The sequence below is a fragment of the Acinetobacter sp. 70_2 genome (genome assembly GCF_056736115.1).
The window spans coordinates 627,333-642,562 of the sequence record NZ_JBWZIP010000015.1; the positions used below are offsets into that span (position 1 = coordinate 627,333).

The window sequence follows — 15,230 nt, forward strand, 5'->3', positions numbered from 1 at the left end:
ACACCATGTGCGGTTTCTTGCAATTGAAATGATGCATTTTTGCTATTAGTTTTGTTTGAAATAGATGGAAAAGTTGAAGAAATATTCTTCGAGCTCTAGCTAAAACAATAACAGTCAGGACAGATTTTGTGACCTTACACAGAATCAATCATCAAACGGAATGAAGGTGAGCATCATGAAAACTTTGGAAGAAGCTTATCAGCAATTTGATCTTGCAAAACTCATTGAAGAGCAACTTGTTGGGCATCCCCAAGCAATAAATGCTTATGTTGAGTGCTGTGAGCGTTATGTAGGAAAAAATAAAACAGCGCTCATTTGGGAAGGAAAAAACGGACAGGCAGAGCACTATACGTTCGAGCAACTTGCTGAACTTTCTGGAAAACTTGCTAACTTCTTTAAAGCACAAGGAATTCAAACTGGAGATTGTATTGCAGGACTTCTACCGAGAACGCCTGAGTTATTAATTACAATTTTGGCAGCGTGGCGCATTGGGGCTATTTATCAGCCTTTATTTACTGCTTTTGAAACAAAATCGATTGATCACCGTATTACGACTGCTCAAACCAAATTGATTGTGACTAATGATGAACAACGACCTAAACTGAATACTTTAAATGTTCCTGTTATTGTCACTGTTCATCAGACTGGTCCTTTGTCTGAGTATGACTTCGATTTTTGGCAATCCTTACAACGCTATTCTGAGCAATGTGAACCAGTTAGTCGTAGCTTTGACGATGACTTTTTAATGATGTTTACCTCAGGCACAACTGGACTTGCTAAGTCTGTCCCTGTTCCACTAAAAGCAATTTTGGCATTTAAAGGTTATATGACTCATGCTGTCGATTTGCGTGAAGAGGATATGTTTTGGAATTTGGCAGATCCGGGCTGGGCGTATGGTTTGTATTATGGCATTACAGGCCCTTTAAGCTTGGGGCATAGCATTATTATGGATGAGCGTTCGTTTAATGTAGATCAGGCAATTGAGTTAATTAAAAAGTATAAGGTAAGTAATTTAACAGGATCGCCAACAGCATTTCGAATGTTCTTTGGGTTTAAGGAAAAATTTGACCCTTCAATTAAACAACATTTACGCGTAGTGAGTAGTGCGGGTGAGCCATTAACACCTGAGGTTGTGAACTGGTTTAAACAGGATTTAGAGGTCAATATTTTTGATCAATATGGACAAACTGAACTCGGCATGGTGATTGCGAACCACCATGCGCTTGAGCACCCATTAAAAGTAGGTTCAGCTGGTTTTGCAATTCCTGGGCATCGTTTTGCGGTGTTAGACCAAAATTATCAAGAATTACCAACAGGTGGTGTTGGTATTTTGGCAATGGACTCGGAGCAATCCCCACTAATGTGGTTTAAAGGTTATGGTGGCAATAATCGCAAAGCCTTTGTCGGCAAATATTATTTAACTGGTGATACGGTCACTTTAAATGAACATGGAGGCATTGATTTTGTGGGGCGTGCTGACGATGTCATTACAACATCGGGCTACCGAGTTGGACCATTCGATGTTGAAAGTACTTTGTTAGAGTGTGAGGCGGTATTAGAGTCAGCCGTAATTGGTAAGCCAGATCCGGAACGAACCGAAATAGTAAAAGCTTTTGTGGTACTTAAGCCTGCTTATCAAGCATGTGAAACATTAAAAGATAAGTTACAGCAATATGTTCGTAACCGTTTATCTCGGCATGCGTACCCAAAAGAAATTGAGTTTGTGGATAGTCTACCGAAAACCACGAGCGGAAAAATTCAAAGAGGATTATTGAAGCAGCAAGAAATTGCAAAAATGCAGCAAGCCTATGCAAGCTAAATTGAACAAAGGGAAATATTTAAATATTTCCCTTTATTTTTTATATTAGAGATCGGCTTTCACTTCTTCACCAATTAAGTAAAACGTTCCACCTGCAATATAATGCAGGCTTCGAAGTTCTTTTGGCGCATCTTGAAAATACCAGTGCCCATCTCTAAAAACGCGGCTATCTGCCCATGCACCTACAACAGAACCAATAAATAAATCATGAGCTGACTGATTATGCGGTTCAGGAATAATTTTACAAACCAGCCATGCGATACAACCTGATACAAGTGGGCTACTCAGGTCTTCTTGATAGAATAGTTCAACTCCACAGTGTTCAAGTTTTTGTGGGTCATCCAACTTACTAATGGTGCCAAGTTGCTTGGTCATATTGAGCTGTGCATAGCAAGGAACTTGTAGGGTGAAGTAACCGCTTTGCTCAACAAGCTGTCGAGTTTTCGTACTTTTATCTAAAACTACAGACACTTTGGCAGGTTTAAACTCTAATGCACATGCCCATGCGGCAGCCATTACATTGCGGTCGTCACCATGTTGTGCAGAAACAAGCACAGTTGGACCATGATTTAATAAACGATAAGCTTTTTCTAACTCTACTGGTGCAATATATGATTGAGACATATTTAGCCTAAGTAACAAAGAAACTAGTTGGTTCTATTGTTGCAGAAAGTGTGAAAGAAGTAATGTGAACAATAGAGCAGTAACCGAATAAAAAACTGTTTCTATTTTATAGCTTTCATAATGATCGACTTAGTCATAAAATCATTTGGCTTCTAAGTGAAAGGATTAACGTGTGACCGAGCTTCAAGATATCGATTTTGTAGAGTTAAGTGATGAAGAAATGCATCTCTATAGCCGTCAGATTTTACTTGATGGATGGGATATTGAAGCTCAGGAAAAACTCAAACTTGCCAATGTACTGATTGTCGGCGCTGGTGGCATAGGTTGTAGCAGTGCAGAACTACTTGCACGAGCAGGAGTTGGGAAGATTACACTCATTGATGCCGATACCATTGAGATAAGTAATTTGCAGCGTCAGATTGCATTTGGTCATGAAGATATTGGTCGCTATAAAGCTGAAGTTCTAGCAAAACGGTTACAGAAAATTAACCCTTATATCTGTGTTGAATACTTTAATGAACGTTTAGACGAACATAACATTGATAGACTTGTTGAACACCAAGATGTAGTGCTGGATGGCTGTGATAACTTTACAACTCGCTATTTAGTAAATAGTGCTTGTAAGAAACATCAGGTCGCATTAATTAGTGCCTCCGCAATTGGCTTTCAGGCGCAAATGTTTATGGTAGAAGGTGATTCAGCTTGTTATGAATGTTTATTCCCAAAAGAACAGCATGACAATGAAGGCCTTCGCTGTGCAGAGTCAGGAGTGCTTGCAACAACTCCTGTAATGATAGCGTCATTACAAGCACATCACACTTTGTTGTATTTAGGGCTTAATCGCACTCCTCTGAAACAAAAACTGTTACTTTGGGATGGATTAAATATGACACAACGTATTGTTAATTTTGATAAAGATATAAATTGTCCACTTTGTCAGGCAAGCTAATCAGCAAATAAAGCAAAATTTGCTACACTTGAGACGAATATTCTGGTTCTAAAGAAATATGAAAAAAAATATTTTATTTGATGGATTGCGCTCAGTTGCCCGTATCGGTGAAACCGCAGTGGTTGCTGCTAAAGCCGGTATTAAGTACGCAACTGATAAGCCAAGTAATGCCAAACTCATGCGTGAGACTTTTGAGTTGCTTGGCTCAACATATATTAAGCTTGGTCAGTTTATCGCGAGTACACCATCGCTATTTCCGCGTGAATATGTAGAAGAATTTCAAGGTTGTTTAGATCAGACTCCAACTCTGCCATTTAGCTATATTCAAGGCGTACTTGCCTCTGAGTTTGAAGGACGCGATTTAAGCCAGATTTTTAGCTATATCGATGAAAAGCCTTTAGCTTCTGCATCAATTGCTCAGGTTCATGCAGCTAAACTGACTACAGGTGAAGATGTCGTTATCAAAGTACAAAAACCTGGCGTAGAAACTATTTTATACACTGACTTAAACGTGGTGCATTGGGCAGCCAAACTACTTGAGCGTGCAGTACCTAAAATCAAGTTTGCTGCTCTTTCTGACATTGTCGATGAAATCAAAACCCGTATGGTGCGTGAAGTCGACTTTATTGAAGAAGCCCAAAACTTAGATGACTTTATAGAATATTTAAATATTTCTCAAAACCACGCTGCGACAGCACCTAAAGTTTATCATCAGTTTTCTACGCGTCGTGTGTTGACCATGCAGCGTTTATACGGTGTGTCTTTGACAGATTTTAGTGTGGTAAAACAATATGCTAAAGATCCGTCACAAGTACTGATTACTGCCATGAATACATGGTTTGGTAGTCTTATGCTCTGTAAGAGTTTTCATGCGGACTTACATGCTGGAAATCTAATGTTGCTCGAAGATGGCCGAATTGGTTTTATCGATTTCGGTATTGTGGGGCAGTTAAAGCCAGAAGTCTGGACAGCATGTATGGCCTTTATGGATGCATTGCAAAAAACTGATTATCAGGCAATGGCTGAAAACATGCTGAAAATGGGTATGACTCATAACAAAGTTGATGTTGATGTATTGGCACAAGATTTAGAGCGCTTATTTAATGGCGTATTAATGTCTGATCCTCAACAAATTCTCGCTTCAAATCCAGCCGATTTAAACGATATCATGATGGATATGGTAGGGGTTGGAGAGCGCCACGGGATTAAATTCCCACGTGATTTTGCTTTATTATTTAAGCAAATGCTTTATTTCGATCGTTTTATGCGCGTACTCGCACCATATACTGATATTTATGCAGACCAACGTTTGAAAATGGTTCAAAATATGGAACCTGCTTCGTTGTTAAAGCACTAAGGTCAGTTTAAATTTATGGATGCCATTATTATTGAAGGCTTGAAGGTTGAGACAGTGATTGGCTGTTTCAACTGGGAAAGACAAATTATTCAACCTTTAATGTTGGATTTAACCATCCATAATGATTTGAGCCGAGCAGCAGAGTCTGACAAACTTGAGGACACACTCAACTATGCCCAGATTTGTGAGTTATCGGCTCAAACCATTCAACAAGCCAAACCTGAATTAATTGAACATGCAGCACATCTTGTTTTGAAATGTTTGTTTGAAACCTTTCCAACAATTGAAAAAATTACCATAACCATCCGTAAGCCCGCCATCATTGCAGAAGCTAATGCTGTAGGAATTCGTCTTGAACGCACCAGAAACAATTTTTGCGCTCGCCCTAGCGAGTAATTTAGACGCAGATCAGCACTTTACTTTTGCGTATACGCAATTAGCAACTTTGGGGAAAGTGCAGTTTTCATCTGTTTATCAAATTCCATGCCGAGATGGTATTGGAGATGATTATTGGAATTCAGCATGTCTATTAAAAAGCACTTTAGCCTGTGGACAAATAGAATCTTTTTTAAAGAAACTTGAGTCAGATTCGGGACGTGTTCGTCCATCGCATCATATTTCTTTAGATGTAGATTTGATTGCATGGGGAAGTGATCTGGACCATATGCAATTTAATTCTAAAAAATTACCTTTGGCGCTTGATGTAAAAATTCCTTTATATGAACTTTGGCCTTGTGAAACCTTAAAGGCTGATAGTATGCTTTATCCAGTCGTTAATTTTAAAGTTTAAAGGCTTTCAAACTAGATTTTACGCAAACTTTACGCGGTCTTTGATTTCCTCAATAGAGAATTTACGGGCATTTTATCCATACTGAAATTCACTAAATTAGTGTTATTTCAGGACAATAAAGATGCTTATAAATTCTCAAATGCGCATCTTGCATCAGTCTGGCATTGTCTTATGCGGACTTAAAACAAATGATATTTCTTCATCTCTCCTTATTTCCAGTTTGGCAAATCAAGCCAAGGGGTATAGAGGAGAATAGCCATGTTAGAACTTATACTTGTTTTATTTATTGCTATTTTTCTAGCATGGTGCCTCGGTAAATATCTATCCAAAGTGATGACAAATAAGCCGATGGTAGGCGATGGATTATTTCGCTGGATTGAAAATCCTGTTTATCGCTTGTTAGGTATATCTTCACAACAACAAATGAACTGGAAACAATATTCGCTAGCATTTGTTGTTAGCTGTGTTTTTCTAGCTGTGGCCGTTTTTGCTATTTTTATGACACAAGCATGGTTACCATTAAATCCAAATCATGCTCCCAATATGAGTTGGGATTTAGCATTACACACGGTTATTTCATTTTTAACTAATACCAATCAACAGCATTATTCTGGGCAAGCTCAATTATCTTATTTGTCGCAAATGACAGGTATTGTGGGCTTGCAAGTCATTACTCCAATGATGGGACTGGCTTTGGTGGTCGCGACCTTAAGAGCTTTCTTTTATCAGCGCCCAAGCCATATTGCAGCCGATGTTGCCGAGCAGCCAGACCAAATTTTAATTGGGAACTATTGGGCAGATGTAATTCGCCCTACAGTCCGATTCTTACTTCCACTCTGTTTTGTCTGGTCTTTATTGCTCAATAGCCAAGGTGTACCAGCAACTTTCCAAGGCGGGCCTGAAGTACAGCTGATTGATAAGGCGAATACAGTACAAACCCAAAAAATTCCTTTAGGGCCAGTTGCGCCAATGGTAGCGATCAAGCAATTGGGGAGTAATGGTGGCGGTTGGTATGGTCCAAATAGTAGTGTGCCTTTAGAAAATCCAACACCGCTTTCTAATTTATTAGAAATGATTGCGATATTACTTATTCCACTTACCGTGATTTTTATGGTTGGGCATTTTACCCAGCGTAAAAAATTTGCTTACTTTGTGTTTGGCAGCATGCTTTTCATGTCGATTATTTCAGGTGCAGCGGCTGTCTGGTCTGAGAGTATGTCATCGACAGCATCTCAACTTGCCGTAATGGAAGGTAAAGAACAACGTTTTGGACCAGCCGCATCAGCAGTTTGGGCAGCGATCACTACGCAGGTGAATAACGGCTCGGTCAATATGATGCATGATTCTTCTGCGCCGCTTACTGGTTTAGTCGAACTCATCAATATGTTGATTAATGCGATTTGGGGTGGTGTGGGCTGTGGTCTGCAACAGTTTATGATTTATCTATTACTTGCAGTATTTATTGCAGGTTTAATGACAGGCCGTACCCCTGAATTGTTTGGGCGCAAGATTGAAGCAGCAGAGATCAAGTTACTTGCGATTATTATCTTAATTCAGCCTCTTATTATTCTGGCTTTTACAGCCTTGAGTCTTAGTATTCCGGGATTATCAGGTATCACAAACCCTGGACCACACGGTATTAGCCAAGTGTTCTATGAATATGTCTCTGCATTTGCCAACAATGGTTCAGGTTTTGAAGGCCTTGGAGACAACACGGTATGGTGGAATGTCACTTGTAGCATTGCTCTTCTTTTAGGACGCTTCCCGACCTTAATTTTGCCATTAATGATTGCGACACGTTTAGCAGCAAAAAGAAAAGCACCCGAAACAACAGGTAGTCTTCAGGTTGAAACGCCAACCTTTGCCTTAACGCTGATTACGATTGTTGTGCTGCTTACCTTATTACAATTTATGCCAGTTCTTGTCCTTGGGCCAATTGCCGATCAACTTTTGTTGGTTAAAGGCTAAGGAGGCGAGTGAAAATGAATACACAAACTCATGTAAATAGCCATAAAACGACTGTGGCAGTACCAAGTTTTGAAGTTTGGAAAAATGCTTTTGTAAAATTGCTACCACAGCATGCAATTAAAAACCCAGTCATGGCAATTGTATGGCTTGGAACAGTAATCACTGCTCTAAGTACCTTAATGGGATATGCCACACTGGTGTTTGGTTTGGTCGTTACAGCAATTTTGTTTATTACGATTTTATTTGCTAACTATGCTGAAGCGGTTGCAGAGGCTAGAGGTCGTGGACAGGCATCTTCATTGCGTGCAGCAAGAGAAAACTTGACTGCTCGAAGACTTAATTCTTTGACAGACCGACAAGCAACTCAAGTTGCAGCCACTGAACTTCATTTAAATGATTATATTGAAGTTCATGCAGGTGAGCTTGTTCCAGCCGACGGTGAAATTGTAGAAGGCTTTGCCACCATTAATGAATCGGCGGTTACAGGTGAGTCAGCACCCGTGTTACGTGAAGCTGGAACTGACCGTTCAGGTGTTATTGGTGGGACGAAAGTTCTTACAGATCGTATTGTTGTGCAAGTGACTGCGGAATCTGGCCAAAGTTTCTTAGACCGTATGATTGCTTTGGTTGAAGGTTCAAATCGTCAAAAAACACCGAATGAGATTGCACTTGGCTTCTTGTTAATGGTGATGACAATTACCTTCTTAATTGTTGTGATTAGCTTGCCGTTTATTGCTCATTATTTGCATATTGAACTTGATCCAGTCGTGCTTGTGGCTCTGCTGGTCTGCTTAATTCCAACAACCATTGGTGGCTTGTTACCTGCGATTGGTATTGCGGGCATGAACCGCGCGCTCAAAGCTAATGTTTTGGCGAAATCAGGTAAAGCGGTAGAAGTTGCGGGTGACATTGATGTACTTTTACTCGATAAAACAGGAACCATTACATATGGTGACCGTCAAGCGACTTCTTTTTATCCTTTAACCTCGGTAACCGAGTCTGAGTTGAGAGCTGCTGCTTGGGTGAGTTCACTTGCCGACCCAACACCAGAAGGTAAGTCGATTGTTAAGTTAGCAAAAGAACAGGGTTTAAAACAGCAAGAACCTGAGCAAGCCGAATTTATCTCTTTTAGTGCTTCGACTCGAATTTCTGGTGTGAATTTACCGAATGGTGAGCAAATTCGTAAAGGCGCTTTAGATGCAATCTTGAAATTTGTAGATGAAGATTATTCGCAAGATCTAGAGTTAAAAGCACGTGTTGAACAAGTTGCCAAAAAAGGAGCAACACCTTTAGTCGTTTCTAATCAACATCATGTATTGGGTGTGATTGAACTCTCAGATGTGATTAAACACGGTATTAAAGAACGTTTTGCACGCTTAAGAGAAATGGGTATTAAAACTGTCATGGTCACAGGTGATAACCCATTAACTGCTGCCGCGATTGCTGCTGAAGCTGGTGTAGATGACTATATTGCCGAAGCAAAACCAGAAGACAAATTGGCTTGTATTCGCACCGAACAACAACAAGGTCGTTTAGTTGCGATGGTCGGTGACGGAACCAACGATGCACCAGCACTAGCACAAGCCGATATTGGTTTGGCTATGAACTCAGGTACACAAGCTGCTAAAGAAGCCGGCAATATGGTTGATTTAGACTCTGATCCGACCAAACTGCTTGCTGTAGTTGAGATTGGGAAACAGCAGCTAATTACCCGTGGTGCGTTAACAACCTTTTCCTTAGCAAACGACGTCTCTAAATACTTTGCCATCTTGCCTGCATTGTTCGCTGCTGCGATTCCACAAATGCAAGTATTGAATGTAATGCACTTAGCAAGTCCAAACAGCGCGATTTTATCTGCATTAATTTTTAACGCGATTATTATCCCGTTATTAATTCCAATCGCACTCCGAGGAGTGAAATTTAAACCTTCAACTGCAACTCAGTTACTACGTCGAAATATGTTGATTTATGGGGTGGGCGGTGTGGTTCTACCATTCATTGCCATTAAAGCGATTGATGTTGTAATTGTTCAATTATTTGGTTTGTAATCTGGAGGTTGAAATGAAAACTTATGTACAAAATTCAGAAGCAAATTTGGGTCAGACCTTAAGAGCATCTTTAGGATTATTAATTTTTACACTTGTCGGTTGCGGTGCAGTTTATAGTGCGATTGCTACAGGTGCGGGACAGGTACTATTTAACAATCAAGCGAATGGTAGTTTGATTGAAATAAACCATAAAGTTCTAGGGTCAAAATTAGTCGCTCAGCCATTTGTGGGAGAGGCTTATTTTCATCCACGTCCTTCTGCAGTCGCTTATGACCCGATGGCTATGGCAGGTACAAACTTAGCTCGTACTAATCCTGAACTACAGCAACAAATTGATGCTCAGATTCTTGCGGTGAAAAAACAAGATCACACAGGTAATACACCAATTCCAAGTGATTTAGTGACTAAATCGGGGAGTGGTATCGATCCGCATATTAGTCCTGAATCTGCTCAGTTACAGGTTACTCGAGTGGCTCAAGCTCATCATTTAGACCCTAAGATTGTGGAAGAGGTTTTGCAAAAGCATATTGAACCGAAGCAGTTTGGTGTATTGGGGCAAGCTCGTGTTAATGTATTAGAACTCAATATTGCTTTAGATCAATTACAATCTACACATTAACTTAAAAATAAAGTTGTTAGTTTACCGGATGATATCAAGTGCAAAGCAATCGCGAAAATCAGGCTGAGGCCTTATTAAATCATGTCAACAGATATCAAGCCGGTCGACTAACGGTCTTTTTAGGTGCGGCACCTGGTGTTGGAAAAACCTATGCCATGCTTGCCCGCGCTAAAGAATTATTTCAACAGGGCACAGATGTTGTTGTGGGTATTGTTGAAACCCACGGAAGAATAGAAACTCTAAAAATTTTGGAAGGCTTACCTGAAATTGCTAGAAAGGAAATGCAATATCAGGGGCATACATTAGAAGAAATGGACCTGGATGCTATTCTGCTTCGGCATCCAGAAATTGTTTTGGTCGATGAGTTGGCTCATCGTAACGTCCCAAACAGTCGTCATGAACGACGTTGGCAAGATGTCAATGAATTGCTAGACGCCGGTATTGATGTATTTACGACCATTAATATTCAGCATTTAGAAAGCCTAAATGATGTGGTCTACCAGATTACGGGGATTCGAGTAAATGAAACGGTACCAGATCGGGTATTTGATCGTATCCGAGACATTCGCTTAATTGATTTACCCGTCAGTGAACTCATTGAAAGGCTCCATCAAGGAAAAGTCTATGTGCCAGAGCAAGCAAATTTGGCATTACAAGGCTTTTTTAGCATTTCAAATTTAACAGCATTGCGTGAACTGGCAATGCAATGCGTTGCAGAGCATGTCGATTCAGATTTAAAAGAGAGCTATGCCTCTAAAGGTTTGAAGTCTATCTCGCTGCAAAATGAATTGATGATTGCGATAGACGGACAAGGTTCTTCTGAGTATTTAGTGCGGGCAGGCTGCCGCTTAGCAGAGCGTAATGGTGCTACATGGACGGTAGTGAATGTAGCTAAAAGTCTGGACTTTGGTCAGAGTTCAGGGAGTTCTTATAAAAAAGAATATATTGAGATTGATCGTGCATTTGAATTGGCTCGGCAACTCGGTGGTCGAACAGAAGTTTTATATGGCCATCGAGTTGCGTCAGTATTAATGGATGCCGCAGTGGATCGAGGAATTTCCAATCTGGTTATTGGCAAAAGCATTTCGCCGTGGTGGCTAAAGTTATTTAAGAAAAATTTAGCACAGCAATTATTAAATCAAGAAAACTCGATTGCTTTAACCATTTTGCATCCAGAACAGGGTACCAAAAAAATCAATCAGATTGAAAAGCCATCATTTTTATCATTAAAAGAAAGTATTTTTGTTTTAGCTGTGACGTGTGCAAGTATTTTTATAGCTCACTTTGCCGAAGTTCTCTTAGGTATTGAAGACTTTTCCGTCATTTTCATTATTTCAGTTTTAATTGTAGCAACGAAAACTAGAATGCTTGCTGCGGTAGTAGCCGCTCTTATTTGTTTCTTGGCCTATAATTTTTTCTTTATTGCTCCACGTTTTACCTTACAAATTTCAGCACACCAAGGTGTAGTTACCGTTGTGGCTTTTTTTGCGGCAGCTTTAATCGCTGGGCGTTTGGCCTCTCAATTACGTCAGCAGGTTTTATCTTTAAAAGCTGCAAATGCTTACACTACAGTAATGCAAGATTTAGCGCGTAAGCTTTCTAGTGCAGTAAACCTTGAAGAAGTTATGCAAACAGGTCGAATGACTTTAGAAACCCAACTTCAAACGAAGGTGTGGATTTCTATTCAAGATAGAGTCATTTCATCTGACATAGAGCTAAACGATAAAGAAAAAGTGGCGGCAGATTGGTGCTTAAAACATCAACAACCATGTGGACGTTTTACAGATACACTCAGCCAGTCAAACTGGTGGTTTTTACCTCTTTTAGAGCAAAAAAATAGCCTAGGTATTGTGGGAATTTACTTTAAGGATGATGTGGTTTCTCTAAATTTTGAACAAAAGAAACTGACGGAAAGTGTAATTGAGTATATTGCACAAGCAGCTCTTCGCACCCAATTGGTCAATGAACTTGAACAAGCAAAAGTCACCAGTGAAACAGAGCGATTACGTTCTGCTTTATTATCTTCGGTATCGCATGATTTACGTTCACCGCTTGCTTCTATTATTGGTGCAGCAGACACACTTGCCCATTTTAAAGCTGATATGTCAGAACAAGACCAACAGGATTTACTCGAAACCATTCATTTAGAAGGTGAGCGCTTAGACCGTTATATTCAAAACCTACTTGACATGACACGTTTGGGGCATGAAGGTCTATCTTTAAAAAGAGACTGGATTGGTGTGGATGAATTAATTGGTTCTGCAACCCGCCGTTTAAAGCGCTATAAACCAGATACTCAAGTGTCGGTTGAATTACCTGAACAAGCGATTAGTTTATATGTACACCCAGCACTGGTAGAGCAAGCCATTTTTAATGTTTTAGAAAATGCCGCAAACTTTTCACCTCCAGATGAACCAGTCATGATTCGTGCTCATCTTTCATCAGAAGATGAAGTAAAAATAGAAATTGAAGATAGAGGTGCAGGAATTCCTGAAGACGAAAGAAACCGCATTTTTGATATGTTTTACACCATGGAGCGCGGAGACCGTGGAAAATTTGGTACAGGTTTAGGGCTTACAATCGTAAAAGCGATTATTGGTGCTCATATGGGTACAATAGAGGCATTTTCAGGGCGCCAAAATAAAGGTACTTTAATTCAAATCAGATTACCCATTCATCCAGTAAAAGAATAAGTTGTAAAGTCATGATAACTTCAGAAACATCTCCTGTAGAAACACGTATTGTGATTATTGATGATGAGCCTCAAATCCGTAAATTTTTAGACATCGCTTTAAGAACACAAAAATATAAGACCACGCTCTGTGAGACAGGTTACAAAGGTCTAGAAACATTGGCGACCCAAGGTGCCGACTTGGTTATTCTTGACCTAGGCTTACCCGATTTAGACGGGAAAGAAGTACTCCAAGAATTACGTAGCTGGTCGAATGTACCTGTTATTGTGTTATCTGTACGTGCCGATGAATATGAAAAAGTTGCTCTGCTCGATGCTGGCGCAAATGATTACATGACCAAACCTTTTAGTGTGCAAGAGCTTTTGGCGCGCATACGTGTCATTTTAAGAAACCAACCGATTCAGCAAGAAGCACATGTGTATGACGATGGTTATCTTAAAGTTGATGTCACACAACGTTTAGTTTGGGTTGAGCAACAGCCAATTACTTTAACTCGAAAAGAATTTCAACTTTTGACGTTATTAATGCGCTATCAAGGTCAGCTTTTAACACAGCCACAACTTTTAAAAGAACTTTGGGGGCCAACCCATCAGGAAGATACTCACTATTTACGTATTTTAGTGGGGAAGTTACGTAGTAAGTTGGGGGATAACGCGATTCAACCACGCTATATTGCTACTGAGCCTGGTGTTGGATTACGTTTCTTAGCTCAACAGAAAAATCATTAATTAGATGTAAAAAAACCTTAGGGTATTTTTCCCTAAGGGTTTGCAAAGTGGTTTATATTTTTTTTGCTTTTTTTATTTATATATCCCAATGTTGTTCTGCTTCAGTCATTTGGCTGTAAATGTTTTGATATTCAGCTTGCTTAACTGTGTACCAATGTTCGATAAAGTCAGCGCCTAAATATCCTTTTAAAATAAGACTTCCTTTAAATATTTTTAAGGCTTCTGGTTGGTTGTTGGCTAATAAAATGTGCTCGTCTTGAAATTTTAAAAGATGTGCAGGTTTTGGCAGCGGTAACTTATGAGATAAGCCATAAGACACGCCAGCTAAAATAGTCGCTGCAACCAGATAGGGGTTACAGTCGGCTCCAGCAACCCGATATTCTAAACGTTGATTTTGTACATCTGAGCATGGAATACGGATTGCGACATTACGATTATTGGTATCCCAATTGGCTTCTAATGGCACATGATGACCAATTTTAAAACGTCTATAAGAATTAATATTAGGCGCTAAAATCGCCATAGATGCAGGCATTAACTCAATGAGTCCGCTAATCGCGCTCAATAATTTGGCTGAAAGCTCATCTTTTTGTACTTCTGAGCTAAATATATTTTTATGGTATTGATTAAGTAGGCTCATATGAAAATGCATGCCACTACCAGCCTTTGCCAAGTTCGGTTTCGCCATGAAACAAGCAGTTAAGTCATGTTTTCTTGCGACTTGCTTTACAATTCTTTTTAAAGCATTAATTTGATCGCAGAGTTTTAAAATGTCATGGCTGTGTTGAAGATTTAATTCGTATTGTCCAGGGGATGATTCCGCAACAATTGCGGTAATTTCAATAGATTGAAGTAGGGCTGCTTTCTCAACTTCATCTAGGACTTGCTGATAGTTATTTGGCGCATCTATATCGAAACATTGGTTTTCTATGCAGGTTTCAGACTGATGCTGAGGTGAGAAAAGATAAAACTCTAGTTCGGCAGCCATAACAGGAAAGTAATTGATAGCATGTAACTGATTTAATAATTTTTTTAATATATTGCGTGGTTCATAATGACAATCTGAACCATCTTCTTCTTGCATGGATAGGTAAAGCTGAGCATTCAATTCAGGAGATAATGCACTGGGTTGCAAGCTGCCTAAAATGGGTAGGCAAAGTCTGTCTGGTTCACCAATATATTTTCCTAAACCTGTCTCTTCAATCACTTTTCCATCTAGGCTCATAGCGTACACAGAAAGTGGAAAATAGCATCCATTAGAGAGATTCTTTAAACTTTTAACATCAATCCGTTTCCCTCGAATATGTCCGTTTAAGTCGTGCAGACAAATATCAATGTGCTGAGTGTGAGGATATAAACTTAAATAATCATCAACCTCTTTTAAAAAAAGCTCGGAATTGAAAATATGAGGTTGTGTTGGTGGAATAAAATCATCTGATATTTTAAATGCCTTAAAGTGAGGATTTTGTAAGTTTAAACTTGGGTAAATATGCGTACTCATTATAAAAAACCTTGGTGGTTATTTAGCTAAAATCCTACCTTAGCCTTGGAAGTTAATCGCGTAAAAAAAGAGTAAAATGATTAAAGAGTAATTCATGAGTGGTTTTAATTTTTTATTTTAATAATCATAAACTT

12 protein-coding genes are annotated in these 15,230 nt (G+C 39.5%); 10 read left to right on the forward strand and 2 right to left on the reverse strand.

Going from position 1 to position 15,230, the window contains the following annotated elements:
• Positions 1–175 precede the first annotated feature (175 nt).
• Positions 176–1,819 carry an AMP-binding protein gene (locus AC1PJ9_RS11970; protein WP_311087373.1) on the forward strand — a complete coding sequence of 548 codons (1,644 nt, stop codon included), beginning with the start codon at positions 176–178 and terminating at the stop codon, positions 1,817–1,819.
• A 45-nt stretch (positions 1,820–1,864) separates the two neighbouring features.
• On the opposite strand, the gene AC1PJ9_RS11975 is transcribed toward AC1PJ9_RS11970, so the two are convergent.
• Positions 1,865–2,443, reverse strand: a complete 579-nt coding sequence (locus AC1PJ9_RS11975) for a flavin reductase family protein (protein ID WP_311087374.1) — start codon at positions 2,441–2,443, stop codon at positions 1,865–1,867.
• A gap of 172 nt (positions 2,444–2,615) precedes the next feature.
• On the opposite strand from AC1PJ9_RS11975, the gene AC1PJ9_RS11980 reads away from it, so the two are divergent.
• From AC1PJ9_RS11980 to AC1PJ9_RS12020, 9 genes are all read left to right on the forward strand, one after another.
• Positions 2,616–3,392, forward strand: a complete 777-nt coding sequence (locus AC1PJ9_RS11980; protein ID WP_311087375.1) for a HesA/MoeB/ThiF family protein — start codon at positions 2,616–2,618, stop codon at positions 3,390–3,392.
• Positions 3,393–3,450: 58 nt separating this feature from the next.
• Positions 3,451–4,749, forward strand: coding sequence for an ABC1 kinase family protein (locus AC1PJ9_RS11985; protein WP_311087376.1), 1,299 nt, complete (start codon positions 3,451–3,453; stop codon positions 4,747–4,749).
• A 15-nt stretch (positions 4,750–4,764) separates the two neighbouring features.
• Positions 4,765–5,145 carry a dihydroneopterin aldolase gene (gene folB / locus AC1PJ9_RS11990; protein ID WP_004791498.1) on the forward strand — a complete coding sequence of 127 codons (381 nt, stop codon included), beginning with the start codon at positions 4,765–4,767 and terminating at the stop codon, positions 5,143–5,145.
• Positions 5,102–5,539 carry a 2-amino-4-hydroxy-6-hydroxymethyldihydropteridine diphosphokinase gene (locus AC1PJ9_RS11995; protein WP_267530722.1) on the forward strand — a complete coding sequence of 146 codons (438 nt, stop codon included), beginning with the start codon at positions 5,102–5,104 and terminating at the stop codon, positions 5,537–5,539. Before folB ends, AC1PJ9_RS11995 begins: the two co-directional genes overlap by 44 nt.
• A gap of 258 nt (positions 5,540–5,797) precedes the next feature.
• Positions 5,798–7,507, forward strand: coding sequence for a potassium-transporting ATPase subunit KdpA (gene kdpA, locus AC1PJ9_RS12000; RefSeq protein ID WP_311087377.1), 1,710 nt, complete (start codon positions 5,798–5,800; stop codon positions 7,505–7,507).
• An 8-nt stretch (positions 7,508–7,515) separates the two neighbouring features.
• A complete protein-coding gene (gene kdpB, locus AC1PJ9_RS12005) occupies positions 7,516–9,555 on the forward strand; it encodes a potassium-transporting ATPase subunit KdpB (RefSeq protein ID WP_311087378.1) in 2,040 nt (679 codons plus the stop codon).
• Positions 9,556–9,568: 13 nt separating this feature from the next.
• Entirely contained in the window at positions 9,569–10,174 is a 606-nt protein-coding gene (gene kdpC / locus AC1PJ9_RS12010; protein WP_311087379.1) for a potassium-transporting ATPase subunit KdpC, read from the forward strand.
• A 38-nt stretch (positions 10,175–10,212) separates the two neighbouring features.
• Positions 10,213–12,867, forward strand: coding sequence for an ATP-binding protein (locus AC1PJ9_RS12015; RefSeq protein WP_311087380.1), 2,655 nt, complete (start codon positions 10,213–10,215; stop codon positions 12,865–12,867).
• Between the two features lie 11 nt (positions 12,868–12,878).
• Positions 12,879–13,595 carry a response regulator gene (locus AC1PJ9_RS12020; RefSeq protein WP_004791511.1) on the forward strand — a complete coding sequence of 239 codons (717 nt, stop codon included), beginning with the start codon at positions 12,879–12,881 and terminating at the stop codon, positions 13,593–13,595.
• Between the two features lie 76 nt (positions 13,596–13,671).
• Here the strand turns inward: AC1PJ9_RS12020 and AC1PJ9_RS12025 are convergent, their stop codons facing one another.
• Positions 13,672–15,096 carry a glutamine synthetase family protein gene (locus AC1PJ9_RS12025; protein WP_311087381.1) on the reverse strand — a complete coding sequence of 475 codons (1,425 nt, stop codon included), beginning with the start codon at positions 15,094–15,096 and terminating at the stop codon, positions 13,672–13,674.
• Positions 15,097–15,230 lie beyond the last annotated feature (134 nt).